Here is a 25,339-nt window from a genome sequence, read left to right on the forward strand (position 1 = left end):
GCTCGCGAGGCCCGGCGGCTCCCCGGCCCCGCGTCCCCCAGGACGCGGGGCCGCCCTCGTCCCCAGGGGCGGATCAGGGCTTTTCCAGGGTCGGGCCAGGGCACAAACCCTTTGTCCGGCGGCCTCCGGGCTGAGTACGGTGCCGGTATGGGTATCGAGATCAGGGACTTCCGGAGCGGTGACCGCGAGGCGGTGCTAGAGCTGTCGCTGCGCGCCTGGGAGCCGGTGCACGCCTCGCTGCGGCGGGTGCTCGGCGGGCGCATCTACGACCGGATGATCCCCGACTGGCGGGACAGCCAGCGCACGGAGGTCGGCGGCGCCCTCGACGACCCGGACACCACCGTGCGGGTGGCCGTCCGGGGCGGCGCGGTCGCCGGGTTCTACGCCGTGGTGATCCGGCCCAAGGACGACACCGGCGAGGTCACCCTGCTGGCCGTGCACCCCGACCACCAGCGGGCCGGGGCGGGGGAGGCGCTCACCCGACACGCGGTGGACTGGATCCGCGCCCAGGGCATGGGCATGGCCGTCATCGAGACCGGCGGGGACGAGGGGCACGCCGCGGCCCGGCGCACCTACGAGAAGGCGGGCCTCACGGAGCTGCCGATCTCCCGCTACTTCCAGGCCCTGTGACACCTGCGGGTCCTGAGGGGCCGCTGAGGTTCGCAGGTCCCGTGCGGCCCGTAAGGTTCGCGGGGCTGGCGAGACCGATGGGGTCTGTGAAGCTTGTACGGCTGATGGCTCCTGAGGGGTTTGCACGGCCGGTGGGATCGGCGAGGCTCACGGGTCCCGTGCGGTCGGTGGGCCCGGTGAGGCCCGAGGGTCCTGTGAGGTCCGCGGGTCCCGTGCGGCCCGTAAGGTTCGCGGGGCTGGCGAGACCGGTGGGGCCTGTGAAGCCTGTACGGCTGATGGGTCCCGTGCGGCCGGTGGGACTGGCGGGGCCCGGGCTTCTTGTGCAGCCGGTGGGACTGGCAAGCCCGGCGAGGTCTGAGGGGTCTGCGCGGCCGGTGGGGTCGGCGAGACCAGGGGGCCCGTGTACGGCGCCGTAATCTGGAGGCCCACCGGGGACCGCCCCCGGGGAGCTCCGGATGAGGCGGCGATGTCGGCGACACGGTTGTTGGTGCTGGGTGTGGTGCGCATGTCGGGGCGCGCCCACGGGTATCGGGTCGGCCGCGAGCTGATGGACTGGGGCGCCTCGGAGTGGGCCAACGTCAAGTGGGGGTCCATCTACCACGCGCTGCGCAAGCTCACCGCCGAGGGCAGGCTGCGGGAGGTCACCGCCGAGGGCGACGACGTGGTGGAGCGGGTCTCCTACGAGATCACCGGGGACGGCGAGGCCGAGCTGCACCGGCTGCTGCGCAAGGCGCTCTCCCACACCGGCGACGACCACGCGCTGCTGTGCGCCGGGATCACGCTGATGACCTCGCTGCCGCGTGAGGAGGTGATCGAGCTGCTCGCGGAACGCCTCACCGTGCTGGAGCGGGACTCGGCCGAGGTGCTCGACGCGGCCCGGCTCAGCACCGCCGAATGGGACAAACCCGAGCACGTGCGGCCGCTGTTCAACCTGTGGCGGCTGACCGTGGGGGCGGGCATCGAGTGGACCCGCGGGCTCATCCGCGAGCTGGAGGAGGGGCACTACACCATGGCCGACGACAGCCCGCGGGCCTTCGGGCTGCCGCCCGTGGAGCAGTCGCGGGGGTAGCGCCGCGCCGCGGGCCGGGCGCCCGTGCGCCCGCGTATTAAAACTTGAATATGCCGCCGCGGTGGGGCAGACTCGGCCGTGTTCAACTTTGAATAAGGAGTCGCGGATGATCCGTACACGGGATCTCACCAAGCACTTCCGCGTCGGCAAGGAGACCGTCGAGGCGGTCCGGGGCATCGACATCGACATCGCCGAAGGCGAGCTCGTCGCCCTGCTCGGGCCCAACGGCGCCGGGAAGTCCACCACCCTGCGGATGCTCACCACCCTGCTCGAACCCACCTCCGGCACCGCCGTCGTCGCCGGGCGCGACGTGCGCGCCGAACCCGCCGAGGTGCGCCGCCGCATCGGGTTCGTGGGCCAGGGGCACGGCGCCGGCGAGGACCAGCGCGCCGGGGAGGAGCTCTACACCCAGGGCCTGCTCTACGGGCTGGACCGGGCGACCGCCAAGGCGCGCACCGCCGAGCTGCTCGACATGCTGGAGCTGTCGGGGGCGACCAACCGGGACGTCACCAAGCTGTCCGGCGGGCAGCGGCGCCGCCTCGACATCGCCATGGGGCTCATCCACCGGCCGCCGCTGCTGTTCCTGGACGAGCCGTCCACCGGCCTGGACCCGCACAGCCGCGCCAACCTGTGGGAGCACATCACCCGCCTGCGCGAGGAGTACGGCACCACCATCGTCCTCACCACCCACTACCTCGACGAGGCCGACGAGGCGGCGGAGCGGGTCCTGGTCATCGACCACGGCCGGGTCATCGCCGACGGCACCGCCGACGAGCTCAAGGGCGGGGTCTCCGGCGACCTCGTCACCTTCACCGTCGCCGACGGGGAGGTCGCGGCCACCGGCGCCGCGATCGCCGGAAAGCTGCCCACCGCCACCGAGGTCGAGGTCGTCCCCGGCCGCGAGGCGCAGGTGCGGCTGCGGGTCGAACGCGGCGACGCCGCCCTGCCCGAGCTGCTGCGCTCCCTGGACGCCTCCGGGGTCGCCCTGACCACGGTGCGGGTGCAGCGCCCCACCCTCGACGACGTCTTCCTGACCCTCACCGGCCGCAGCCTGCGGGAGGAGAACCCGTGACCACCGAACCCGACGACACCACCGGTGCCCCTGGCGCCCCTGGTACCCCTGGCACCACCGGCACCGGCACCGGCACCGCCGCCACCACCACGGCCACCGGCCCCACCACGATCGGCGCCGCCGCGCGGCCGTCGTCCCTGCTCCGGGACACCTGGCTCGTCTTCGTCCGCCAGTTCCGGCCGCTGCTGCACCGCCCGGTCTTCCTGCTGTTCGGCATGCTCCAGCCGGTCCTGTACCTGGTGCTGTTCGCGCCGCTGCTCACCGGCCTGGCCGGGGCGCAGGGGCAGAACCCCTGGCAGTGGTTCGTGCCGGGGCTGCTGGTCATGCTCGGCCTGTTCACCGCCGGGTTCGCCGGGTTCGGGCTGCTGCCGGAGATCTCCTCGGGGGCGCACGAACGCCTGATGGCCACCCCGGCCAGCCGGGTGGCGCTGCTGCTGGGCCGGGTGCTGCGCGACGTCGCCGTCATGGCGATGCAGATGGTGCTCATCGTTGTGCTGGTCGCGCCGTTCGGGTTCCGCGTCCCGCTGCTCGGCTTCGTCGTGGGCCTGCTGCTGCTCGTCGTGCTGGGGATCGGGTTGTCGTCGCTGTCGTACCTGGTCGCCCTCAAGGTCCGGCAGACCTACGTGTTCGCGCCCATCGTGCAGACCGCCGTGATGCCGCTGATGCTGCTGTCGGGGGTGTTGCTGCCGATGGACCTGGCGCCGGGCTGGCTGTACGCGCTGTCCCGGGCCAACCCCATCGCCTACGTGGTGGACGCCGAGCGGGCGCTGTTCGCGGGCGAGTGGACGGCGACCGTGGGCATCGGCTGGGCGGTGGCCCTGGCGACCACCCTGCTGGTCCTGGGGCTGGGGTCGCGGGCGATGCGCCGGATCTCGGCCTGACCCCGCCGCTCGCCTCCCTGGCCATGCGGCACCCGCTCACCCCGGACCGCGCGGCACACCCGCCACCCCTGTCCACCTCTGTCACCCGTGCCCCAGGCCTGTCGGCTCTCGTCCGCCGGAAGCGGAAAATCCCGCCAGATGGGAGGTTTGCGCAGGTGAACGCGTGTCGAAGAGGTGGTGGAATCGTGACCGCATCGTTTGCACTCTCCCATGCCGAGTGCTAAAAAGGGATCTGGTTAGCACTCGCCCCGGCTGAGTGCTAAACCGGATCGAGGCTGCGAGACCGTGGCCGCCGGCAACAGGGTCGCCGGTGGGCCCGCGGTCGTCCGTCGCGGGCGCACGCCTCGTCCCATCGCGTATCAGCCCGGTCACGGGAGGACAAGAACTCAATGGCAGCCAAACTGATCGCGTTCGACGAGGAGGCCCGTCGCGGCCTTGAGCGCGGCATGAACCAGCTCGCTGACGCCGTCAAGGTGACGCTCGGCCCCAAGGGCCGCAACGTCGTCCTGGAGAAGAAGTGGGGCGCCCCCACCATCACCAACGATGGTGTCTCCATCGCCAAGGAGATCGAGCTCGAGGACCCGTGGGAGAAGATCGGGGCCGAGCTCGTCAAGGAGGTCGCCAAGAAGACCGACGACGTCGCGGGTGACGGCACCACCACCGCCACCGTCCTGGCCCAGGCGCTCGTGCGCGAGGGCCTGCGCAACGTCGCCGCCGGCGCCAACCCGATCAGCCTCAAGCGGGGCATCGAGGCCGCCGTCGCCCGCATCAGCGAGGAGCTCGGCAACCTCTCCAAGGAGATCGAGACCAAGGAGCAGATCGCCTCCACCGCCTCCATCTCCGCCGGTGACACCCAGATCGGCCAGACCATCGCCGAGGCGATGGACAAGGTCGGCAAGGAAGGCGTCATCACGGTCGAGGAGGGGCAGACCTTCGGGCTGGAGCTGGAGCTCGCCGAGGGCATGCGCTTCGACAAGGGCTACATCTCGCCCTACTTCGCCACCGACCTGGAGCGCATGGAGACGGTCCTTGAGGACCCGTACATCCTCATCGCCAACTCCAAGATCTCCAACAACAACGAGTTCCTCCCCATCGTGGAGAAGGTGCTCCAGGCCGGCCGTCCGCTGGTCGTTATCGCCGAGGACGTCGAGCAGGGCGCCCTCCAGACCCTCGTGGTCAACAAGATCCGCGGCACCTTCAAGTCCGTCGCCGTCAAGGCCCCGGGCTTCGGTGACCGCCGCAAGGCCCAGCTCGGCGACATCGCCGTGCTGACCGGCGGCCAGGTCATCACCGAGGAGGTCGGCCTCAAGCTGGAGAACACCGAGCTCGACATGCTCGGCCGTGCCCGCAAGATCGTCGTCACCAAGGACGAGACCACCATCGTCGACGGTGCCGGCGACGCCACCGCCATCGCCGGTCGCGTCAACGAGATCCGCAACGAGATCGAGCGCACCGACTCCGACTACGACCGCGAGAAGCTCCAGGAGCGCCTCGCCCGCCTGGCCGGCGGCGTCGCGGTCATCAAGGCCGGTGCCGCCACCGAGGTGGAGCTCAAGGAGCGCAAGCACCGCATCGAGGACGCCGTCCGCAACGCCAAGGCCGCGGTCGAGGAGGGCATCCTCCCCGGCGGTGGTGTGGCGCTGCTGCAGGCCAGCGTCCCCGCGTTCGCGAAGCTGGAGCTGGAGGGCGACGAGGCCATCGGTGCCGACATCGTTCGCCGCGCCATCGCCGAGCCGCTGAAGCAGATCGCCGTGAACGCCGGCCTTGAGGGCGGCGTCGTGGCGGACAAGGTCCGCAACCTGGAGCCCGGGTTCGGCCTGAACGCCGCCACCGGTGAGTACACCGACCTGTTCAAGGACGGCGTCATCGACCCGACCAAGGTCACCCGTTCCGCTCTGCAGAACGCGGCCTCCATCGCCGGTCTGTTCCTGACCACCGAGGCCGTCATCGCCGAGAAGCCGGAGAAGGCGGCCCCCGCGGCCGACCCGACCGGTGGCATGGGCGGCATGGACTTCTAGGTCCGCCGAGTTCGAGGTCGGATACGCGACCTCAGCCCGCGACGACCGGGCGGCCCCTCGGGGCCGCCCGGTTTCGCTTTTCCCGGGCCGCCCCGGGGTCCTGCGCCGGGAGGAGTCCGGAGGTTATTCTGCGAAGTGTCGGGCGGGCGGGTGCACGGAGCGTTACGCTCCTGTCCGGAGGTGCAACACGAGATGAGTCTGGCTATGACGGAGATCGCTCCGGAGACGGAGACGTCGCGATGGGACTACCTTCTCGGCACCTGGCGAGAGCTGGACGTGCCCGACGGTTGGCGGGCCGAGATCCTCGACGGCAATGGAGTCGTACTGGTGGCCCCCCCTTCCGATCCGCACAACCTCATCGCGTCCCTGGTGCACCGCGCACTCGTGCGTGCCATTCCCGATGATCAGCATGTCCTACAGACTTTGGGTATCCAGATCCCGGTCGTCGAGCGCCTGTTCGTGCCCGACCTGGTCGTCATGCCGGACAAGGTCATGCGCGACCCGAGTCGGACCCCCTGCCCTGCGGATGAGGCCGAACTCGTGGTGGAGATCGTCTCCAAGAGCAGTACCGGCACCGATCGCAAACAGAAGCTGTGGGGTTACGCCCACGCACCCGTGCCGCTCTACCTGCTCATCGACGCCTGGGCCGATGGCGGGCCCTCGGTGACGCTCTACGGACAGCCTGGTAACGGCATGTACCACCAGGCGACCAGCGTGCGCTTCGGCGAGACCATCGAACTTCCCGAGCCCCTCGGGATCGAACTCGATACCTCCCTGTTCCCCACACCTGACGGAGGGACCATCTGATCCCAGTGGGTCAGGAGTCGCCGTGCCAGGCGTGCCAGAGGGCGGCGTAGGAGCCGCCGGCGGCCAGGAGCTCGTCGTGGGAGCCGAGCTCGGAGACACGGCCGTCCTCGACGACCGCGACGCGGTCGGCGTCGTGGGCGGTGTGCAGGCGGTGGGCGATCGCCACCACCGTGCGGCCCGCGAGCACGCCCGCCAGGGAGCGTTCCAGGTGGCGGGCCGAGCCCGGGTCCATCAGCGAGGTCGCCTCGTCCAGGACGAGCACCTCGGGGTCGGCGAGTACCACGCGGGCCAGGGCCAGCTGCTGCACGTGGGCCGGGTCCAGGGCCAGGTGGCCCGAACCCACCCGGGTGTCCAGGCCGTCGGGCAGGGAACGCACCCAGTCGTCGGCGTCCACGGCGGCCAGCGCCCGCCACAGGGCGTCGCGGTCGACCTCGTCGCGGTCCAGGGCCAGCGCCAGGTTCTCGGCGACGGTCCCGCGGAACACGTGGCTCTCCTGGCTGAGCAGGATCGCCTTCTCGCGGCGGGCCTGCGGGGCCAGGCCGGTGAGGTCCCGGCCGCCCACCCGGAGGGTTCCGGAGGTGGGCGTGTGGATGCCCGCGATGAGCTTGCCCAGGGTGGACTTGCCCGCCCCGCTGGGGCCCACCACGGCCAGCCGCTCGCCCGGGGCCAGGGACAGGTCGACCCCGTGCAGGACCTCGGTGTCGGTGTAGCCGAAGCGCAGCCCGGAGATCTCCACGGTGCCCGGTGTCCCCGGGGCGGTGGGGGCGGCGTCCTCGGCGGCGTCCTCGACCAGTTCCACGCCGATGAGGCGGCGCAGGCTCGTGAAGCCCATCATCAGGCTGTCCACCTGGTCCAGCAGCAGGTCGACCGGCCGCACCACCTGCGTGGCCAGGAACATCGCCGTGGCGATCTGCCCGACCGTCAGCTCCCCCTGCGCGTGCAGGTACGCCGCCACCACGAAGGTCACCGCGGTGGGCAGCACGTAGGAGAACTCCAGCGTCGGGTACCACACGGTGCGCAGCCACAGCGTGTACCGCTCGGTCAGGTAGGCGCGGCGGACCCGCTCGTCGGTGCGCCGCCGCTGGCGGTCCTGGCGGCCCAGGGCCTCCAGGGTGTGCGCGCCCTCGACGGTGTCGGTCACCCCCTGGGTGAGTTCGGAGTAGGCGTCCAGCTCCCGCAGGTAGCCGCCCGGGGCGCGGCGGGCGTACCAGCGGGTGGACAGCCAGACGACCAGGGCCGAGGGCAGCCAGGCGAGCAGCAGCACCGGGTGCAGCACGGTGAGCGCGCCGAAGATGACGACCACCGTCACCCCGCTCACCACCATCACCGGGATCGAGTGGCGGACGGTGTGGCTGAGGTGGCCGACGTCGCGGCCGGTGCGCGCCATCAGGTCGCCGCTGCCCGCGCGCTCCACGGTGCCCAGCGGCAGGCGCAGCACGGCCCGCACGAAGCCCTCGCGCAGCTCGGCCAGGACCGCCTCGCCGAACCGGATGGACAGCGCCACCGACACGAGGGTGAGCGCGGCGTGGCAGAGCAGGGCGCCGACCACGATGAGCGCCATCGTGTCGATCCGCCCGGGATCGGCCGAGGCGCGCACCGCGTCGATGATCCGGCCCAGCATCCACGGCGGCGCCAGCGCGGCCAGCGCCGCCAGCCCGTACAGGCCGACCACCGCGGCCAGGATCGCGCCGTGGCCGCGCAGCAGGCCGGACAGCCGGGCCCACACCATCGGGGACGGGGCGACCGGCAGCAGGCCCCGGCGTTCGTCGGTGGCGGTCACGGCTGTTCCTCCAGCACGGTGCGCAGAACGGTGGCGGCGTATCCGGGTTCGGACGCCAGCAGGTCGTGGTGGGTGCCCTCGGCCACCACCCGGCCCTCGCGGACGAACCGCACGTGGTCGGTGCGGTCCAGGAGCAGCGGGCTGGTGGTGACCAGCACCGTGGTGCGCCCGGAGCGCTCGGCCGCCAGCCGGGCTCCGATGGCGGCCTCGGAGTGGGCGTCCACGGCAGAGGCGGGCTCCACCAGCACCAGGACGTCGGGGTCGTGGGCGAGCGCCCGGGCCAGCCGGAGCCGCTGCTGCTGGCCGCCGGAGTACTCGCGGCCGCGTTCGGTGAGCAGCGCGTCCCACCCGTCCGGGGACTGGCGGACCACGTCCTCGGCGGCGGCGACCCGCACCACCTCGGCCAGCCTCTCCTCGGAGAGGCCGCCGTCGGGCGACAGTTCGTCGCGCAACGGCCCGGAGAACAGGTGGGCGTCGTTGGCTGCGACCAGGACGCGGCGGCGCACCTCGCGCAGCGGCAGGTCCGACAGCGGGACCGAGCGCCCGGTGGCCTCCTCCACCAGGTGGCCGCCCTCGGCGTAGCGGCCCAGCCGGGCGGAGATCCCGGTGGCGTCCGCGGGGTCGGCGCACACCACGGCGGTGAGCAGCCCCGCCGGGACGCGCACCCCGCTGGCCGGGTCGTGCAGTCCGCAGGGGCCGGTCGGCGCCTCGGCGGGCGTCTCGGGGTCGGGGTGGTCGTGGGCCAGGGACAGCACCCGGGTCACCCGGCCGGCGGCGACCCGCGCGGAGATGTACCGGGACACGCTGTCCATCAGGTAGCGGACCGCCATGGCCAGGTTGGTGGTGAACCCGTAGAACGCCACCAGCTGCCCGACGCTGATCTCCCCGTTCAGGGCCAGGCGCGCGCCGTACCAGACGATCCCGACCAGCAGCAGCCCCGGGTACAGCTCGCGCAGCGCCTGGAGGGCGGCGTCCATCCAGCCCACCCGCACCCCGGCGGCGCGCACCTCCTGGGACTCCTCGCGGTACCGCTCGCCGACGGTGCGCTCGCCGCCCACGCCGCGCAGCACGCGCAGACCCGCGACCAGGTCGGAGGCCCGGGTGGTGAGTTCGGCCTTGCGGGTGCGCTGGTGCTCCTGGCGCCGGGCCAGGGGGCGCAGCACCGGGGCGATGCCGAGCATGATCAGCGGCACGGCGACGAGCACGATGAGCCCGAAGGTCACGTGCGAGGTGAGCATGAGGACGGCCACGACCACCATGGCGGCCAGGGAGGCCACGAACATCGCGGACCGCTCCCAGAAGTCGCCGATCCGCTCGATGTCCTCGGTGCCCACCGCGATGACCTCGCCGGAGGGCAGCCGCCGGGTCAGGGTGGGTCCCAGGTCCGCCGACCGCGAGCAGATCACCTGCACGGTGCGGTAGGCGGCGGCGTACCAGTTGAAGCACTCGGCCCGGTGCACCAGCGGGATGAACACGACGCTGGCGGTGATGACCGCGGTCAGGATCCCGGCCCAGGACAGTACCGAGCGGGTGTCCAGCGCGGAGTCCAGGGCCCCGCCGATGGCGGCGGACAGCAGGACGGTGCTCGCGGTGAACCCGCTCGCGAGGGTCCCCGCCCACAGCAGTGAGCGCCACTCCTTGCGTGCCATCCAGAGCAGGAAGCGGTCGGCGGAGCGGTGGTCGGGAACGCCCGGAGGCTGGGGAAGGTCGCGCACACACGGACTGTAATTGCGAGCGGGTGCCCGGGGCCACTCATTTTCCGGCGGCGAAAGCCCTGTTCAGCGCACCTCTCCGGTGGCGTGCAGCCGCTCGATCAGGCGCTGGGTGGCGGGCGCGCAGCGGTCCCGGTCGGCGTGGCCGACCCAGGCGATCTCGGACACCTCGGCGCTGGGGCGCGGCTCGCCCTCGTGGTCGGCGGCGTAGCAGGCCATCCGGACCCGGGTGCCGGGCGCCTGGTCGTGGGCGACCTCGTCGACGACGGTGACGAGGCGGAAGGTGCCGGGGACGAGGGTGACGCCGACCTCCTCGCGGGCCTCGCGGGCGACGGTCTGCTCGTCGGTCTCCCCGGGTTCGCGCTTGCCGCCGGGGGAGTAGAGGACGTCGCGCCCGCGGGAGCGGACGCACAGGACCCGGCCGTCGCGGACGTGCACCCAGGCCAGGGCGTCGATGACGGCGGGCGGTGTGGTGGAGGCGGACATGGGTCCCAGGGTAGAGGGGACCGGACGGGACATGCGCGGAGTGGGATGGGGTCTGCGGCCGGAGGCCGTCCCTTGAGGACCTTCTGATTCTCGGCGGGAGGGCGGTGGAGGGCGACGGGAGGGCCAGGTAACCATTCGGAAACACCGCCGTTGCCCCCCTGGGCGGGCACGGTGGGTGCGGGTTACGTTACGGGCGGACTGGGAGCGCTCCCAGGTGGTGGGGACCATCCGAAGCACGAGCCGTCCAAGGAACACACATGTCCCGCACATCCCGCTTGCGCGCGGCGCTGGGCGCCGCGGCCGCCGGATCCATGGCGATCCTGGCCGCCGCCGCGGTCGCGCTCACCGTGACCCCGGCCGCCGCCGACACCGGCTTCTACGTCAACCCCGACACCTCCGCCGCCCGCTGGGCGGCCGCCAACCCCGGCGACCCCCGGGCCGCCGTCATCGAGGAACGCATCGCCTCGGTCGCCCAGGGCAGCTGGTTCACCCAGCACAACCCCGCGACCGTCCGCGGCCAGGTGGACGCGCTGGTCTCCGCCGCCGACGCGGCCGGGCAGGTGCCCATCATGGTCGTCTACAACATCCCCGGCCGCGACTGCGGCAACCACAGCGGCGGCGGGGCGCCCTCCCACGAGGCGTACCGCCAGTGGGTGGACGAGGTCGCCGCCGGGCTCGGCGGCCGACCCGCCTCCATCATCGTCGAACCCGACGCCCTGCCGCTGGTCAGCGGGTGCACCGAGCCGGGGGACACCCAGGCGCTGCTGGACTCCATGGCCTACGCCGGCAAGGCGCTCAAGGCCGGGTCCTCCCAGGCCCGCGTCTACTTCGACATCGGCCACTCGGCCTGGCTCAGCCCGTCCCGGGCCGCCCAGCTGCTCAACGGGGCCGACATCGCCAACAGCGCCGACGGCGTCTCCACCAACACCTCCAACTACCGGCACAGCGCCGACGAGGTCGCCTTCGCCAAGGCCGTCATCGCCGCCACCGGGGTGCAGGGGCTGGGCGCGGTGGTCGACACCAGCCGCAACGGCAACGGGCCCGCCGCCGACGGCGAGTGGTGCGACCCGCCGGGCCGGGCGCTGGGCACCCCGAGCACCACGAACACCGGGGACCCGGCCGTCGACGCGTTCCTGTGGGTCAAGCTGCCCGGCGAGGCCGACGGCTGCGCCGGGCCCGCCGGGTCGTTCGTCCCCGACCTCGCCTACGAGATGGCGGTCAACGCCTCCGGGAACCCCCCGGAGGAGCCCACCGAGGGGCCCACCGAGGTCCCCTCGGGCGAGCCCTCCCAGCCGCCCGCCGACGGCGACTGCACCGCGTCCTACCGCGTCGACAACGACTGGGGCGGCGGGTTCCAGGCGACCGTCACCGTCACCGCGCACACGCCGGTGAACGGCTGGCGGGTCGAGTGGGAGTTCGCCGACGGGCAGACCGTCACCCAGGCGTGGAACGCCCGGGTGACCTCCTCCGGGGGCGCGGTCACCGCGCTGAACCCGGACTGGGGCGGCGCCCTCGGGCAGGGCGCCACCGCCGAGTTCGGGTTCACCGGCTCCCACACGGGCACCAACACGGTGCCCGCGGTGGCCTGCTCGGCGGCCTGACCCCGCGGGCCGGGCGGACACCCCCCGCCGCCCGGCCCGTGCGGGGTTGAGGCGCCCGCGACCCGTGCGACCCCCGAGGCGCACGGGTCGCGGGTGCCACAGGCGCCGCACCGCGTCCGGTACCGGCCGCCGAAACCGCCCACCGGCTCCGCCGGGACGCACTACCATCACCCTGTGTCAACGACTGCGGGGCCGACCGCGGCCCCCGGAAGGGTGACGGCATGGCGACGGACACGACCCCGGCCCCCGGGGCGTTCGAACCCGGGGCGGCCGCCCCGGCGGCGGAACCCCGGTCGGCCTCCACGGCCGGGCCCCTCCTCGCGGAGAGCCCCACGGGGGCCGTTCCCCCGCAGACCGAGGGCCAGCGCCTGGCCCGGGAGCGGGCCTACAACCTGTTCAGCGCCGCCATCGGCGCCTGCACGGCCCGCGGTCTGCGCGACCGGGCCGCCGACCTGCTGGCGCGGGAGGCCCGGCTGCCCTTCCTCACCCCGGACGAGGTCGAGCGCGCGGGCGACGAGCTCGCCCGGACCCTGGCCGAGCTGCGCGCCGAACCGGTCCCGGACACCGGCGAACCGGTGGACCCGCTCCCGGCCGCCGACGCCGCCGAGCTCTTCGACCTGGGGCTGCGCGACCGGCTCACCGGCAAGGCCCGCGAGCACCCCCGGCTGCTGCTCTTCGGCGGCCAGCCCGGATCGGGCAAGTCCACCCTCCAGCGGCTGCTGCTGCCGGCCCTGCCCGAGGGCACCGTCAGCTACGACGGCGACGACCTGATGCGGCTGTCCCCGGACTACGAGCGGGCGATGCGCCGCGACGACCGGGCCGCCTCGCACGCGGTCGCCGCGCAGGTCGGGGTGCTGCACGTCCCCGCCATGGAGTACATCCGCGCCGGCCGGACGGACGTGGTGTGCAGCCACCCGCTGGGGCGCGCCGACTGGGCGGCCGAGTGGGTGCGGGGGTTCCGCGAGGCGGGCTACCGGGTGGAGGTCGCGTTCCTGGCCGTCCACGCCTCCGCCAGCCGGTTCGCGATCGTGGACCGCTACCGCCTCTCCCGGGAGCAGCAGGGTTTCGGCCGCTGGATGCCCGAGCACCTGCACGACCGCTTCTACCAGGGCGTGCCCAACACCGTCGAGTTCCTGGAGACCCACCGGCTGGTGGACTCCCTCTACGTGCTCTCGCGCGAGGGCGAGGTCCTGTACGCCGACCACCTGGACGACGACGGCGGCGACTGGCGGACCGAGCCGTTCGGGCGGATCGCACTGGAGGCCCAGCGCGGCCGCCGCGAACTCTGGCACCCCGAGGACAGCGCGGAGTTTCAGGGGGCGCCGTAGGGGCCGGGGATTGACCGGTTCCGGTCCCGCCCGGCGGGGGCGGGACCGGAGCGTACGCCCTAAAGTTCCGGCATGGACTTCTTCTCCGCGAACCCCCTGCTGGTGAGGCAGCCGAAACGCTTCTTCGTCGACGAGTCCGAGTACCACTGCTTCGACGGGCACGGCCGGCAGCTCGCGCACGTGCGCGAGGACGGGCTGGACACCGGCAAGCGGATCGCCCGCCACTTCGCCGCGTCCTACGGGGTCTCCTCCAACCGCCGGGTCGTCGTGCACGACGGGCGCGGCCCCCGCCTGGTCATCGAGAAGCAGTGGTCGTGGATGACCGCCACGACCACCGTGCAGTGGCCGGACGGGCGGCCGGTCGGCAGCATCGAGCAGGACGTCGCGTTCTTCAAGGCCAAGTTCGGCCTGCTGGACCCGTGGAAGCGGCCGCTGGGGTCGATCGAGGGAGACTTCCTCTCGCGCGACTTCCGGATCAACGACACCCGGGGGCACGAGGTGGCCCGGGTGGACCGGCGCGTCCCCGACCTGGGCGAGCTGTTCACCTCGGCCGACTCCTACGCCCTGCACCACCGCTACCCGACGCTGCCCGAGCCGCTGCGCACCATGGTGGTCGCCTCGGCCATCGCCATCGACCTGGTGCTCCTCGAAGGCCGCTGAGCCGGAGCCGCCGTCCGGGGCCGCCGAGCCGGGGCCCATCGGGCAGAGGGCCGGGTCCCCGCCCTCACAGGCGTTCCATCGCCGCCCGGTCCTCCTCGCCGAACTCCTCCTCCAGGCGTTCGGGGGAGGCGTCCAGGTCGATCTGCGCCACCGGCACGCCGCGGGCGGACTCGATGGCGCCCAGCCGGCGCAGCGCCCGGTCGGAGGCGTAGCGCAGCAGCTCGCCCGGGGGCAGCTCGTACTGCGCGCTCTCGGGGGTGGACTCCGAGGCCTTCTCGCCCCGGTCGACGGTGGTCATCACGTGCGGCAGCAGCTCCTCCAGCCGCTCGCTCACCACCGCCCAGTTGGCGTCGTCGGCGGCCACGTGCCGCCGGCAGGTGAACGTGCCCCACGCCATGTGGCGGCGCTCGTCGTCGCCGATCCGGCGCACGATCTGCCGCATCCCGGGGAAGATGTCGCGCACGGTGCAGATGTGGTTCCAGGCGTAGTACCCGGTGAGCGCCAGCGACCCCTCGACGATGTGGTTGTAGGTGACCGAGGCGCGCACCTGGTTGCGCGGGCTCGGGTCGTCCAGCAGCGCCTCCAGCGAGGACGGCAGCTCCTCGTAGAACAGCGCCCGGTAGCCCGGGTTCTCCTCCACGTACTCGTGCAGGTCGTCGTACACGCCGATGGCGTCCAGCCACAGCCGGAACGCCTGGACGTGCTTGGCCTCCTCGAACGCGAACTGGGTCAGGTACATCTCGTCGCCCAGCCGCCCCTCGGCGGCCATCGCGCGCAGGAACGGCTGGAGGTCCTCGGTGACCGCCTCCTCGCCCGCGGCGAAGAACGCGCACAGCCGCAGGATGCGCTTCTGCGCGGCCTCGCCGATGGTTTTCCAGTCCTCGGCGTCCCGGGACAGGTCGATGGCGGCCGGGTCCCAGAACTTCGCGTTGCCCTTGACGAACAGCTTCAGGGGCAGCGAGTCCCAGTTCAGGCCGCCGCCGCGCAGGGAGTGGAAGCCGGTGCGGTCGGACATGGGTGGACCTCCGAGAGGGGTCGGGAGGGGCGCCGGGGGGCGTGGCCGTCCCGCCCATGATTGGACACGATCCGGGTTCGTGTAAAGGGGGGAAAGTGTCCTGGATCACGAAAATCGCGTACCCGGGGTTACGGTCGGCATGGGCCGACCGGGGGCCTCCGCCGAAACGGTACGGTCGGGGTGTCCCGTCCGCACTGAACGATCCGATCGGGGTACGACGTGTTCTGTGGTGATCCCGGCACCTCCGGTTACACCGCCTGCGCCGCCCAGACCCAGCTCTTCGCGCTGGCCTCCGCGATCCCCGCCCTGCTCGGCCTGGCCCTGCTGGTCGCCGCCTTCGCCGCCCCGGGCGTGCGCGAGGACCGGGCGCTGCGCACCCGGACCCTCAGCTACTCCCTCATCGCATGGGTCATCGCCGCCGGGACCTACGTCATCGGCGGGCTGCCCTCGTTCTGAGCCCCGGACCTCCCGGGTCCCGGAGACCCACCCCTCAGACCTCGCCGCCGGCCAGGATGTCGGCGGCGTCGGTGATCCGGTAGGCGTACCCCTGCTCGGCCAGGAACCGCTGCCGGTGCGCCGCGTAGTCCTGGTCCAGGGTGTCGCGCGCGATCACCGCGTAGAACCGGGCCGACCGGCCGTCGGTCTTGGGCCGCAGCACCCGGCCCAGCCGCTGCGCCTCCTCCTGCCGGGAGCCGAACGACCCCGACACCTGGACCGCCACCCCCGCCTCGGGCAGGTCGATCGAGAAGTTGGCGACCTTGGACACCACCAGGATCCGCAGCTCCCCGGACCGGAACGCGTCGAACAGCCGCTCCCGCTCCTTGGTACGGGTCTCGCCCTTGATCACCGGGGCGTCCAGCGCCGCGCCCAGCTCGTCCAGCTGGTCGATGTAGGAGCCGATCACGAGCACCTGCTCGTCGGCGTGCCGCTCCACCAGCTCCCGCACCACCGCGGTCTTGGCCTCGGAGGACGCGCAGAACCGGTAGCGGTCCTCCGGCTCGGCCGTCGCGTACGCCAGCCGCTCGGACTCCGACAGGTCCACCCGCACCTCGACGCAGTCCGCCGGGGCGATCCAGCCCTGGTTCTCCATGTCCTTCCACGGCGCGTCGTACCGCTTGGGGCCGATGAGCGAGAACACGTCGCCCTCGCGGCCGTCCTCGCGCACCAGCGTCGCGGTCAGCCCCAGCCGCCGCCGGGCCTGGAGGTTCGCGGTCATCCGGAAGATCGGCGCGGGCAGCAGGTGCACCTCGTCGTAGACCACCAGGCCCCAGTCGCGGGCGTCGAACAGCTCCAGGTGCGTGTACACGCCCTTCCGCTTGGCCGCCATCACCTGGTAGGTGGCGATGGTGACCGGCCGGATCTCCTTGCGGGTGCCCGAGTACTCGCCGATCTCGTCCTCGGTGAGCGAGGTCCGCTTGAGCAGCTCGCTCTTCCACTGGTGCACCGAGACGGTGTTGGTGACCAGGATGAGCGTGGTCGCCCCGGTCATCGCCATCGCGGCGGCGCCCACCACGGTCTTGCCCGCCCCGCAGGGCAGGACCACCACGCCCGAACCGCCCGCGTGGAAGCCCTCGGCGGCGGCGCGCTGGTAGTCGCGCAGCTCCCAGCCGTCCTGGAGCAGGTCGATCCGGTGGGCCTCGCCGTCGACGTACCCGGCCACGTCCTCGGCGGGCCACCCGATCTTGAGCAGCGCCTGCTTGAGGTTCCCGCGTTCGCTGGGGTGCACCGCCACGGAGTCGTCGCCCAGCCGATCGCCCAGCATGCCCGCGACCCGCTTGGAGCGGACGACCTCCTCCAGCACCGGCCGGTCGGAGGAGCGCAGGACCAGCCCGTGCACCGGGTCGCCCTCCAGCCGCAGCCGCCCGTACCGGTCCATCGTCTCGGCGATGTCCACCAGCAGCGAGTGCGGCACGGGGAACTTCGAGAAGCGGATCAGGGCGTCAACGACCTGCTCGGCGTCGTGCCCCGCGGCGCGGGCGTTCCACAGCGCCAGCGGGGTGATCCGGTAGGTGTGCACGTGCTCGGGCGCCCGCTCCAGCTCCGCGAAGGGGGCGATGGTGCGGCGGCACTCGCCGGCGAGCTCGTGGTCGACCTCCAGCAGGAGGGTCTTGTCGGACTGGACGATCAGGCAGGACACACGGAACCTTCCATCGGGAGGGGCGGCCCCAGGTGCAACGCACCGCGGGCCCCGATCATGCCCGGGTCAGGCCGACGAGGCGATGGCGATCACGATGAACGCGATGTACGACACGATGGCGAGGCCGATCACCCCGAAGTTGATCCACACCGAGAGCCAGGCGTTCCTGGTCAGGCGCGCCCCGCGTTCGAGGTCCTGCTTCTCGGCCATGGCCAGGGCGCCGAACACGATGCCGGGGACCGCGGTGACACCGCAGCACAGCACCAGCTGGACGCAGGACAGGACGAGCGCGGTGATGGCCCGGCCCTCGTACTCGGGCTTGGCCTGCGGCATCGGGTACGGGGACACCGGACCGTAGCCGGGCGTGGGGCCGTAACCGGGGGTGGGGCCGTAGCCGGGCGTGGGGCCGGGAGGGGTGTAGGGCTGGCCGTAGGGGTCGTTGCCGGGGGCCGCGTAGCCGCCGGACGCGTCCTTGTACGGGTCGTAGGGGTCGTGCGGGCTCTGGGTCACGGTGGTTTTCCTTCGGTGGGGGTGTGGTGGCGGGTCCGGCTCAGTAGCCGAGCGCGAGGGCCATCACGAACGCGAACAGGACGATGATCATCACGGGTACGCCCAGCAGCCCGTAAGCCAGGTTGCAGGCCCAGGTGTACCGCAGGTACCGCTCGACCTCGTCCGTGTCGGGGACCTTGGTCAGCGCCACGATGGCGAGTGCGATCCCGGGGATGTTACTGCCCAGGAGCAGGAACCACAGACCCAGGTACACCCCGAGCAGTGGCGGGACCAGGGTCAGCGCCGCCACCACCAGGGCGGCGACCGTGCCTCCCACGCGCGGGGGCGGGCCGGTCGGCGGCGGGTCCGCGGGCGGATAGGCGTACGGGCGTGTGTACGCGGCGGGTGCGGCGGGCCCGGCCGGGGCGGCGGCGCGCGCGGGTGTGCGCGCGGGCGCGGGAGCGACCGAGCGCCGGGAGGCGCCCTGCTCCCGTTCCCAGAAATCCCTGGGACTCCCCGATCCCCCCGGCATGTGCTCCCCCTCCCGCGGCCTCCCGGCCCTCATGACCACTCGGACCCCACGGTCACAGGTGTACCCGCCCCTGTCCGATGGGACGCCGGTGACCCGGCCGGGGTTCCCGGAGGGCCGTTCCCGCGGTTCCCCGGCCCCCGGACCTCCGCGGCTCCCCGGCTTCCGCGGCTCAGTAGTTGGTCACCGGCACGATGCCCTGGATCCAGGACCCGCTCTGCGTGAACACCACGAACGTCAGCACCAGCATGACGAACAGCATCACCCCGGCCGCCCCCAGGCAGTACCAGGAGTACCGGGTGAGCATCTCGGCCCGGCCGGGCCGCCCCCGGTCGCGCGCGTGGGCGGCCCGGATCGCGAACACGATGCCCGCGACCCCGAAGATCCAGTTGCCGCAGCACAGCAGCGTGAGCGCGTGCAGGATCAGCGCCATCGTGGAGCTGTCGGCCGCGCCCGAGGAGACCGGGGCGGCCGGACCCGCCGCGGCCCCCTCCCCGCGCGCCGGGGAGGTGTCGGCCGCCCGGCCGCGCTCGCCGTCGCGCCCGTCGCCGTCGCGGCCGTGCTCACGGGGGGACGAGGCTCCGGGGGGCAGGGGCGCATTGCTCATGGGGGTGTCTCTCGTTTGTCCGAGGGCCGACTGGCAACCGGGTCCCACCCTACGGCGTGCCGCTCCGATCGTCCTCTTCGAGCTCGGCCACGGCGGTGATCCGGTGGATCGCGAAGCGCTGCACCGCGCCCCGGGTCTCGTCGTGGGCGGTGACGAACCCGCCGTCCACCGACGAGGGCCCGATGATCCGCCCGCCCTGGCGGCCGTCGGTGTCGGTGTAGCCGATCCACAGGCGCCGGCCGTCCGCGGCGGCCCGGGACAGCACCTCCAGCACCGCCCCCGCCCGGGAGCCGGGCGGCCCGTCCTCGGGCAGCGGAACGCTGCGGCGGGCCACGGTGGCGGCCGCGTCGCCGGCGCGCACCGCCCGCACGGTCTCGCGCACCCGCTCGGCGGTGGGGGCGACGGACGGCGGATCGGGCGGCACCTCCACGGGTTCGGCGCGGCGCGCCTCGGGCCGGGAGAGCCGCATGGCCCCGTCCCCGCCCTCGGCGACGGGGTGGTGCCCCAGGCGGCGCAGCCCGTCGACCAGCGCCGCCCGGCTCACCCCGGCGGCCACCACGGTCGGCGCCAGCCGCACCAGCCCCAGCATCTCGGTGCGCCGGTCGCCCATCACCTCGTCCAGCAGGGCGGGCTCGTCGCAGCGCAGGTAGGAGGAGGCCGAGCCGGCGCGCAGCCGCCCGTGCCGCCGCCCCACGTCGGACACCAGGTACCGCAGCGCCTGCGGCAGCGGGGTGCGCGAATGGCGTTCCAGCAGGGTGAGGATGTCGGCGATGCCGCGCCCGGCGTCCAGCCCCCGCCGCACCGAGTCCTCGGTGAACCGGTACACGGTGGCGCCGCCGGTGGACTCCACGTCCGCGATCAGCGCCAGCTCCCGGGCCAGCTCGGCGACCAGCGGTCCGGGGGCGACGGCGGTGAGGTCGCCCTGCACCAGAACGTGGTCCAGGGGCCGGGGCAGGTGCCCGGCGAGCTGCGCCGCGGCCGCCTCGGGGTCGCCCTCCAGCAGCGGGCGCAGGTACCCGGCCAGGGCGCCCCGGCCGGTGAACCCGAGCGCGGCGGCCTCCGTCAGCGCGGTCTGCACCAGCTCGGTGTACACGGGCGAGCGGCGCCGCGGCCGCCGCCAGGAGAGCCGGGCCGACAGCGACTCCGCGGCCGGGGAGAACCCGGGTTCGGCGGTGGCCAGCTCGGCGAGCACGTCGCGGCGGGCCTGCGGGGCCGCCGGGCGGGCCAGCCCGGGTCCGAGCACGTTGCGCACCCGCCCGCCGGAGTCGCGGGAACCGCTCAGCGCGGGCACCCGGTCGGTGTCCAGCCAGGCCTGCGCCAGGCGCAGCCAGCGGCGCTCGGGCGGGCTCTCCCGCCACAGGTCGTACTCGCGGGTGGGCAGCCACTCGCCCTCGACGCGGTCGTCGGTGCCCAGCAGCCCGGCGGCGTGGGCGACCTCGACGAGCAGCGCGGCGGTGGTGTCGTCGGTCTCCATGGTGCGGGCGGCCCGGCGCAGGTCCCGCACGCCCAGACCGCCGTTGCGCAGCACCGCGCCGGGCTCCTCGGACCAGGACTCCAGCAGCTCCTCGACGGCGCGCAGCACCGTGAACGCCTGCCCGGCGGCGAACCGGGTCACCCCGTCGGCGTCGTGGGCGGTGCCCGCGAACCCCGGGGGAGCGGCCGCGACCTCGCGGAACAGCGCACCCGAGCGCAGGCGCACCCCCACCTCCCGGGGCAGGGTGAGCGTGTCGTCGCCGCTGGGCAGCAGCAGGGCGCGGGCCAGCAGCTCCTCCACCGGCGACCCGGCGTCGGCCACCCCGACGTCGCGGCGGGCGTCGGCGACGGTGCCGTGCGGCGGACCCCAGGCCATCCCGTCCAGCAGGCGGTGGGCCTGGTCGCCGACCCGGGCCAGCAGGGCGTCGAGCCGGGCGGGGTCGGACAGCAGGCGGGCCAGCGCCTCGACCGGGCCGGACGCGGAGGCGCCGGGGGCCAGGTCCCCGGCCAGCCGCTTGAGGCGGCCGTGCGGTAGCGCGGCCAGCAGCACCCGGGCGGGCGGGCCCAGCCGGGCCGGGGCGGGCAGCAGGTCGCGCAGCACCTGGACGGGGCGCAGCCGGTCCCGGTCGGGCCAGACCAGCGCCGAGCGCTGTAGGCCGTCCAGGGCGGCCGCTACGGCTTCCCGCCCGGCCGCGTCCTCGCCGTCGTCCCCGCCCGGCGCCAGCGCGGCGGTGAGCTCGGCGGTGGTGACGCCCACGGGTTCGGACATCCGGTCGTCGCCCAGGGCGACGACGGCCTCCAGGACCTGGAGGGTGAAGGCGTCCAGCCCCTCCAGGGCCCGCAGGACGGTGTTGCGGTTGGTGGCCCGGGTGGCCAGGGCGCCGATGCCGTCGGGGACGGGGCGGCCCAGGTCGGGCCGCACGGACAGCAGGGCGGCGAGCTCCTCGTCGGAACGTTCGCGCAGCCAGGAGGTGAAGGTCGGGGGGCGTCCCGGCCCGGCGGTCTCCGTGTCGGGTCCGCGCAGGTCGGGAGGTGCGTTGTCGGTCATCAGCACCAACGCTAGGGCATGTCCCGCGAATACTCACCCTGCTACGCGACGCCCTGGCACGCCCGCCCGTCGCCCGCCACCACCCTCAACGGACGCCTACGGCGCAGCCCTCCTGCTCGCGACGAGCGGCATCCACGGGACACGCCCTGGGCGATACCTGCGACGAGGGGGGAGTCCCGAAAGGGAGAGAAGTGTCCCGGTGCCCCGAATCTCCGGAACGCCGGGACGGCAAGGGGGAGGAACCGGGGCCCGGAAGAGGTTCCGGGCCCCGGCGAGGCGAGGGCGGCCCCGCTTGTCCCCCGCACCCGCTCGGCGGGGGTGACCGCATCGCCCCGGTTCAGGGCGTCACCGGGCGGTCTGGGCGGCGAGCCAGTCCTTGTAGAGGGTGGTGGCGATGGTCGCGCCCTCGCCGGGCAGCAGGGCGCCCGGCTCGACGACGGCGCCGAAGTACGGGTTCTCCCTGCCCGCGACGACCTCGCGCGGGTCGTCGTCGATCGCCAGGCGGGCCCGGACCAGGTCCTCCATGGTGATCTCCTCGGGCCCGGCCACCTCGGTCACGCCGCCGGTCGGCGCGCCCAGCGCGACCGCGGCCACGGCGGCTGAGACGTCCGCGGCCGCGATCGGCCGCATCACCGTGTCCGCCACGCGCGCGACGCCGTCGACCGTGGCCTCGTCGGCGATGGCGCGCGCGAACTCGAAGAACTGGGTGGCGTGCACGATCGAGTACGGCAGGTCCGACCCGGTGATCAGCGCCTCCTGGGCGATCTTGGCGCGGAAATACGGGTTGGACTCCCAGCGCTCGGTCCCCACGATCGACAGCGCGACGTAGTGCTCCACCCCCGCCTTCGCCGACTCGCGCAGGAGGTTGGTGGTCGAGGTGGTGAAGAAGTCCATCACCGCCCTCTCCTCGAAGGACGGCGAGTTGGACACGTCGATGAGGACCGATGCCCCCTCCAGCGCCTCCGCGAGCCCCTCGCCGGTGAGGGTGTCCACCCCCGTGTTCGGGGCGGCCGCGACGGCCTCGTGGCCCTGCGCGGTGAGCTCCCCGACGATCCCGGAACCGATCAGCCCGGTCCCGCCGATGACGACGACCTTCGTCATGATGCGCGCCTTCCGGTGGTGGCGGCGCCCTGTGCGCCGACCGTTCACCGGCTATGACCGGGCGGCCCCCGCGCCTGTGACAGGTCCGCGGAACGGATTCGGGGGATTTCTCCTCAGGACTCCGCGGAGGCGGCGAAACCGCCGAGCTTGGCGGGGTTCATCAGCCACAGCACCCGGTCGATGCCCTCCTCGGAGGCGGCCACGGTGACCACCGCGAAGACCTCCCCGTCCCGGGACAGGCGCACCGCGGCCGCGCCGTTGGCCCGCACCTCCTCCACCGCGACGCCCTCCCAGAAGCGGTCGGCGAACGCGCGGACGTACTTGGCGACCCGCTCGCGCCCCACCACCGGGAACTTCGAGGCGCGCACGGCACCCCCGCCGTCGGAGTAGGAGACGACGTCGTCGGCCAGCAGCTCCTCCAGCGCGGACAGGTCGCCCTTGCGGGCCGCGTCCACGAACGCGGTCAGCAGCCGCTTCTGCTGCGCCGCCTCGACCCCGGCCCGGCGCTCCCGCGCCACGTGCCGCCGCGCCCGGCTCACCAGCTGGCGGGTGTTGGCGGCGGTCTGCCCGATGATCTCCGAGATCCGGTCGTAGGGGTAGTCGAACGCCTCGCGCAGCACGTAGGCGGCGCGCTCGGTGGGCGTGAGCCGCTCCAGCAGCATGAGCACGGCGATCTCCAGGACCGCGCCGCGCTCGGCGCCCAGCGCCGGGTCGGCGGCGGTGTCCACCGGCTCCGGCAGCCAGGGCCCCACATAGGACTCGTGCCGGGCCCGCGCCGACCGCGCCACGTTGATCGCCAGCCGGGTCACGGTCGTGGCCAGGAACGCCTCGGGTTCGCGCACGGTCGACCGGTCGTAGGTCTGCCAGCGGATCCAGGCCTCCTGGAGCACGTCCTCGGCCTCGGTGGCCGACCCCAGGACCCGGTAGGCGATCCCGAACAGGCGGCCCCGGACGCCCCGGAACACCTCCTCGGCCCGCTCCAGGTCGGGTCCGGGGGTATCCGGTCCGGGGGCGTCCGGGTCGGCGCCGGGTCCGGGCTCCTGCGACGGCATGCGGTCGTGGGCTCCTCGTTATTCGACGAGTTTTCCGGTGCTGGACACCTCGTGCATCAGCTCCGAGATCTCCGCGGGGACCGCGGGGATCTCCTCGCGTTCCAGTTTCCCGGGACCGGACCAGACGAGGTTGACCCGCAGCGACGGGTCCGTGTCGGGGAAGTCGGAACGATTGTGGCAGCCCCGGGTCTCCCGGCGCTCCAACGCGGCCTCCAGCGTGGCGCGCCCGGACAGCGCCATGGACCTCAGGTCGAAGGCGTGCGCCAGGTCCTGGAACCCGGCCAGGTCGGGATGCACGCCCAGCCCGCCGATGCGCTCCTCCACGGCGTCCAGGGCGGTGAGCCCGGCCCGCAGGCCCGCCTCGTCGCGGACCACCCCGGCGTGTTCGGTCATCAGGGTGCGGACGGCGCGCTGGAGGGAGCGGGTGTTCTCGCGCCCCTCGGCGGCCAGCAGGCCGTCGACCTCGGCGCGGGCCCGCCCGACCGCCTCGGCCGAGCGCCGGTGCGCGGCCAGCCCCAGCGAGTACTCCGCCGCGGCCCGACCGGTGAGGCGGCCGTAGACGAGGAGCTCGATGAGGGAGTTGCCGCCCAGCCGGTTGGCCCCGTGCAGGCCGCTGGCCGCCTCCCCGATCGCGTACAGGCCCGCGACGTCGGTGGAGTGGTCCTCGGGCCGCACCCACACCCCGCCCATGGAGTAGTGGGCGGTCGGGGCGATCTCCATCGGAGACTCGGTGATGTCGAGCATCTGGTGTTCGAGCAGGGTGCGGTGCACCCGCGGCAGCCGCTCCAGGATCGTCTCCTGGGGCAGGTGCGAGACGTCGAGCCACACCCCGCCGTTCTCGGTGCCGCGCCCCTCCCTGATCTCGGTGTAGGCGGCCAGCGCCACCCGGTCGCGGGTGGACAGCTCCATGCGCTCGGGGTCGTAGCGGGCCATGAACCGCTCGCCCAGGCCGTTGCGCAGGACGCCGCCCTCGCCGCGGGCGGCCTCCGACACCAGGGTCCCGGCCGCGTTCTCGGGCCACAGCAGGCCGGAGGGGTGGAACTGGACGAGCTCGGGGTCGCGGACGCGGCCGCCCGCCTCCACGGCCAGGCGGAAGGAGTCACCGGTGTTCTCGTCGCGGCGGGAGGAGGTGCGCCGCCAGATGCGGGTGTGCCCGCCGGCCGCCAGGACGACGGCGTCGGCGAGGATCACGTGCCGGGTCCCGTCCTGCAACCCGAACCCGTAGGCGCCGAACACCGCGCCGTCCTCCACCAGCAGCCGGGTGATGTACACGTCGTCCAGGACGGGCACGTCCAGCCGCGCCGCCCGGTCGACCAGGGTCCGCTGGATCTCCAGCCCCGTGTAGTCCCCGGCGAACGCGGTGCGCCGGTGGGTGTGCGCCCCGAAGAACCGCTGCGAGATGCGGCCGTCCGCCTCGCGGGCGAACCGCATCCCGTACCGCTCCAGGTCCTCGATCCCGCGGGCGGCGCCCTCGGTGACGGTGCGGACCGTGCGCGGGTCGCCGAGCAGGTAGCCCTCCTGGAGGGTGTCGGCGGCGTGCTGGCGCCAGGTGTCCTGCGGGTCCATGGTGCCCAGGGCGGCGTTGACGCCCCCGGCGGCCAGCGCGGTGTGGGTGTCGTACCGGGGGCGCTTGCCCACGGCCAGGACGTCGACGCCGCGCTCCGCGAGTTCGATGGCGGCGCGCAGGCCCGCGCCGCCGGTGCCGATGACGAGGACGGACGTGACGGTCCGCCGTTCCGAGATGTCCATGCAGTGCCTCCGGGTCGGGGCCTCCGGGTCGGGTGGTTCCTCAACCCCCTCACTCGCACAGACCTCGTGGGCGTCCGTTCTGTGACGTGCGGCGG

The 25,339-nt window shown here is 73.6% G+C and carries 22 protein-coding genes; 10 read left to right on the forward strand and 12 right to left on the reverse strand.

The window, feature by feature from the left end:
* Positions 1-147: 147 nt before the first annotated feature.
* From ACJOT3_RS03400 to ACJOT3_RS03425, 6 genes are all read left to right on the forward strand, one after another.
* Positions 148-630, forward strand: coding sequence for a GNAT family N-acetyltransferase (locus ACJOT3_RS03400; RefSeq protein ID WP_406968637.1), 483 nt, complete (start codon positions 148-150; stop codon positions 628-630).
* Between the two features lie 466 nt (positions 631-1,096).
* The gene (locus tag ACJOT3_RS03405; RefSeq protein WP_406968639.1) at positions 1,097-1,699 is read left to right on the forward strand and encodes a PadR family transcriptional regulator; all 603 of its coding nucleotides are present in this window, start codon (positions 1,097-1,099) and stop codon (positions 1,697-1,699) included.
* Between the two features lie 106 nt (positions 1,700-1,805).
* Positions 1,806-2,771 carry an ATP-binding cassette domain-containing protein gene (locus tag ACJOT3_RS03410; RefSeq protein ID WP_406968641.1) on the forward strand — a complete coding sequence of 322 codons (966 nt, stop codon included), beginning with the start codon at positions 1,806-1,808 and terminating at the stop codon, positions 2,769-2,771.
* Positions 2,768-3,652, forward strand: a complete 885-nt coding sequence (locus tag ACJOT3_RS03415) for an ABC transporter permease (protein ID WP_406968643.1) — start codon at positions 2,768-2,770, stop codon at positions 3,650-3,652. The genes ACJOT3_RS03410 and ACJOT3_RS03415 overlap by 4 nt, the downstream gene beginning before the upstream one ends.
* A gap of 389 nt (positions 3,653-4,041) precedes the next feature.
* A complete protein-coding gene (gene groL, locus ACJOT3_RS03420) occupies positions 4,042-5,670 on the forward strand; it encodes a chaperonin GroEL (protein WP_406968645.1) in 1,629 nt (542 codons plus the stop codon).
* A 204-nt stretch (positions 5,671-5,874) separates the two neighbouring features.
* Positions 5,875-6,477 (forward strand): Uma2 family endonuclease, encoded by a 603-nt coding sequence (locus ACJOT3_RS03425; RefSeq protein ID WP_406968647.1) that lies wholly within the window; start codon positions 5,875-5,877, stop codon positions 6,475-6,477.
* 10 nt (positions 6,478-6,487) lie between these two features.
* On the opposite strand, the gene ACJOT3_RS03430 is transcribed toward ACJOT3_RS03425, so the two are convergent.
* The 3 genes from ACJOT3_RS03430 to ACJOT3_RS03440 form a co-directional block, all read right to left on the reverse strand.
* Positions 6,488-8,206, reverse strand: a complete 1,719-nt coding sequence (locus ACJOT3_RS03430) for an ABC transporter ATP-binding protein (RefSeq protein WP_406968716.1) — start codon at positions 8,204-8,206, stop codon at positions 6,488-6,490.
* Between the two features lie 47 nt (positions 8,207-8,253).
* Positions 8,254-9,972, reverse strand: coding sequence for an ABC transporter ATP-binding protein (locus tag ACJOT3_RS03435; protein WP_406968649.1), 1,719 nt, complete (start codon positions 9,970-9,972; stop codon positions 8,254-8,256).
* Between the two features lie 63 nt (positions 9,973-10,035).
* The gene (locus ACJOT3_RS03440; protein WP_406968651.1) at positions 10,036-10,455 is read right to left on the reverse strand and encodes an NUDIX hydrolase; all 420 of its coding nucleotides are present in this window, start codon (positions 10,453-10,455) and stop codon (positions 10,036-10,038) included.
* Positions 10,456-10,712: 257 nt separating this feature from the next.
* Here ACJOT3_RS03440 and ACJOT3_RS03445 point away from each other — a divergent pair, with 257 nt between their 5' ends.
* From ACJOT3_RS03445 to ACJOT3_RS03455, 3 genes are all read left to right on the forward strand, one after another.
* Positions 10,713-12,056 (forward strand): glycoside hydrolase family 6 protein, encoded by a 1,344-nt coding sequence (locus tag ACJOT3_RS03445; RefSeq protein ID WP_406968653.1) that lies wholly within the window; start codon positions 10,713-10,715, stop codon positions 12,054-12,056.
* 221 nt (positions 12,057-12,277) lie between these two features.
* Entirely contained in the window at positions 12,278-13,384 is a 1,107-nt protein-coding gene (locus ACJOT3_RS03450; protein ID WP_406968655.1) for a zeta toxin family protein, read from the forward strand.
* A 72-nt stretch (positions 13,385-13,456) separates the two neighbouring features.
* Complete coding sequence (locus ACJOT3_RS03455) at positions 13,457-14,044, forward strand: LURP-one-related/scramblase family protein (RefSeq protein ID WP_406968657.1); 588 nt, start codon at positions 13,457-13,459, stop codon at positions 14,042-14,044.
* 64 nt (positions 14,045-14,108) lie between these two features.
* Here the strand turns inward: ACJOT3_RS03455 and ACJOT3_RS03460 are convergent, their stop codons facing one another.
* Entirely contained in the window at positions 14,109-15,059 is a 951-nt protein-coding gene (locus ACJOT3_RS03460) for a R2-like ligand-binding oxidase (RefSeq protein ID WP_406968659.1), read from the reverse strand.
* A 219-nt stretch (positions 15,060-15,278) separates the two neighbouring features.
* Between ACJOT3_RS03460 and ACJOT3_RS03465 the strand changes: the two genes are divergently transcribed.
* A complete protein-coding gene (locus ACJOT3_RS03465) occupies positions 15,279-15,515 on the forward strand; it encodes a hypothetical protein (protein ID WP_406968661.1) in 237 nt (78 codons plus the stop codon).
* 34 nt (positions 15,516-15,549) lie between these two features.
* Here the strand turns inward: ACJOT3_RS03465 and ACJOT3_RS03470 are convergent, their stop codons facing one another.
* The 8 genes from ACJOT3_RS03470 to ACJOT3_RS03505 form a co-directional block, all read right to left on the reverse strand.
* Complete coding sequence (locus ACJOT3_RS03470; RefSeq protein WP_406968663.1) at positions 15,550-17,196, reverse strand: DNA repair helicase XPB; 1,647 nt, start codon at positions 17,194-17,196, stop codon at positions 15,550-15,552.
* A 66-nt stretch (positions 17,197-17,262) separates the two neighbouring features.
* Positions 17,263-17,706: a hypothetical protein gene (locus ACJOT3_RS03475; protein WP_406968665.1), complete on the reverse strand. Its 444-nt coding sequence runs from the start codon at positions 17,704-17,706 to the stop codon at positions 17,263-17,265.
* A 40-nt stretch (positions 17,707-17,746) separates the two neighbouring features.
* On the reverse strand, positions 17,747-18,217 hold the full coding sequence (locus ACJOT3_RS03480) for a hypothetical protein (RefSeq protein WP_406968667.1): 471 nt from the start codon (positions 18,215-18,217) through the stop codon (positions 17,747-17,749).
* 169 nt (positions 18,218-18,386) lie between these two features.
* On the reverse strand, positions 18,387-18,821 hold the full coding sequence (locus ACJOT3_RS03485; protein ID WP_406968669.1) for a hypothetical protein: 435 nt from the start codon (positions 18,819-18,821) through the stop codon (positions 18,387-18,389).
* Positions 18,822-18,870: 49 nt separating this feature from the next.
* Positions 18,871-21,342, reverse strand: a complete 2,472-nt coding sequence (locus ACJOT3_RS03490) for a helicase-associated domain-containing protein (RefSeq protein ID WP_406968671.1) — start codon at positions 21,340-21,342, stop codon at positions 18,871-18,873.
* Positions 21,343-21,687: 345 nt separating this feature from the next.
* Positions 21,688-22,443 (reverse strand): SDR family oxidoreductase, encoded by a 756-nt coding sequence (locus ACJOT3_RS03495; RefSeq protein ID WP_406968673.1) that lies wholly within the window; start codon positions 22,441-22,443, stop codon positions 21,688-21,690.
* A 113-nt stretch (positions 22,444-22,556) separates the two neighbouring features.
* A complete protein-coding gene (locus tag ACJOT3_RS03500) occupies positions 22,557-23,495 on the reverse strand; it encodes an RNA polymerase sigma-70 factor (protein WP_406968675.1) in 939 nt (312 codons plus the stop codon).
* A gap of 18 nt (positions 23,496-23,513) precedes the next feature.
* The gene (locus tag ACJOT3_RS03505) at positions 23,514-25,244 is read right to left on the reverse strand and encodes an L-aspartate oxidase (RefSeq protein WP_406968677.1); all 1,731 of its coding nucleotides are present in this window, start codon (positions 25,242-25,244) and stop codon (positions 23,514-23,516) included.
* Positions 25,245-25,339 lie beyond the last annotated feature (95 nt).

Origin of the sequence: Nocardiopsis protaetiae (assembly GCF_045446735.1) — a bacterium.
Lineage (GTDB): Bacteria > Actinomycetota > Actinomycetes > Streptosporangiales > Streptosporangiaceae > Nocardiopsis > Nocardiopsis protaetiae.

Coding starts and splice junctions, on each gene's coding strand:
- ACJOT3_RS03400 (WP_406968637.1), top strand. CDS start 148: ATGGGTATCGAGATCAGGGACTTCCGGAGCGGTGACCGCGAGGCGGTG.
- ACJOT3_RS03405 (WP_406968639.1), top strand. CDS start 1,097: ATGTCGGCGACACGGTTGTTGGTGCTGGGTGTGGTGCGCATGTCGGGG.
- ACJOT3_RS03410 (WP_406968641.1), top strand. CDS start 1,806: ATGATCCGTACACGGGATCTCACCAAGCACTTCCGCGTCGGCAAGGAG.
- groL (WP_406968645.1), top strand. CDS start 4,042: ATGGCAGCCAAACTGATCGCGTTCGACGAGGAGGCCCGTCGCGGCCTT.
- ACJOT3_RS03425 (WP_406968647.1), top strand. CDS start 5,875: ATGACGGAGATCGCTCCGGAGACGGAGACGTCGCGATGGGACTACCTT.
- ACJOT3_RS03430 (WP_406968716.1), bottom strand. CDS start 8,206: ATGGTGTGGGCCCGGCTGTCCGGCCTGCTGCGCGGCCACGGCGCGATC.
- ACJOT3_RS03440 (WP_406968651.1), bottom strand. CDS start 10,455: ATGTCCGCCTCCACCACACCGCCCGCCGTCATCGACGCCCTGGCCTGG.
- ACJOT3_RS03445 (WP_406968653.1), top strand. CDS start 10,713: ATGTCCCGCACATCCCGCTTGCGCGCGGCGCTGGGCGCCGCGGCCGCC.
- ACJOT3_RS03450 (WP_406968655.1), top strand. CDS start 12,278: ATGGCGACGGACACGACCCCGGCCCCCGGGGCGTTCGAACCCGGGGCG.
- ACJOT3_RS03455 (WP_406968657.1), top strand. CDS start 13,457: ATGGACTTCTTCTCCGCGAACCCCCTGCTGGTGAGGCAGCCGAAACGC.
- ACJOT3_RS03460 (WP_406968659.1), bottom strand. CDS start 15,059: ATGTCCGACCGCACCGGCTTCCACTCCCTGCGCGGCGGCGGCCTGAAC.
- ACJOT3_RS03480 (WP_406968667.1), bottom strand. CDS start 18,217: ATGCCGGGGGGATCGGGGAGTCCCAGGGATTTCTGGGAACGGGAGCAG.
- ACJOT3_RS03485 (WP_406968669.1), bottom strand. CDS start 18,821: ATGAGCAATGCGCCCCTGCCCCCCGGAGCCTCGTCCCCCCGTGAGCAC.
- ACJOT3_RS03490 (WP_406968671.1), bottom strand. CDS start 21,342: ATGACCGACAACGCACCTCCCGACCTGCGCGGACCCGACACGGAGACC.
- ACJOT3_RS03495 (WP_406968673.1), bottom strand. CDS start 22,443: ATGACGAAGGTCGTCGTCATCGGCGGGACCGGGCTGATCGGTTCCGGG.
- ACJOT3_RS03500 (WP_406968675.1), bottom strand. CDS start 23,495: ATGCCGTCGCAGGAGCCCGGACCCGGCGCCGACCCGGACGCCCCCGGA.
- ACJOT3_RS03505 (WP_406968677.1), bottom strand. CDS start 25,244: ATGGACATCTCGGAACGGCGGACCGTCACGTCCGTCCTCGTCATCGGC.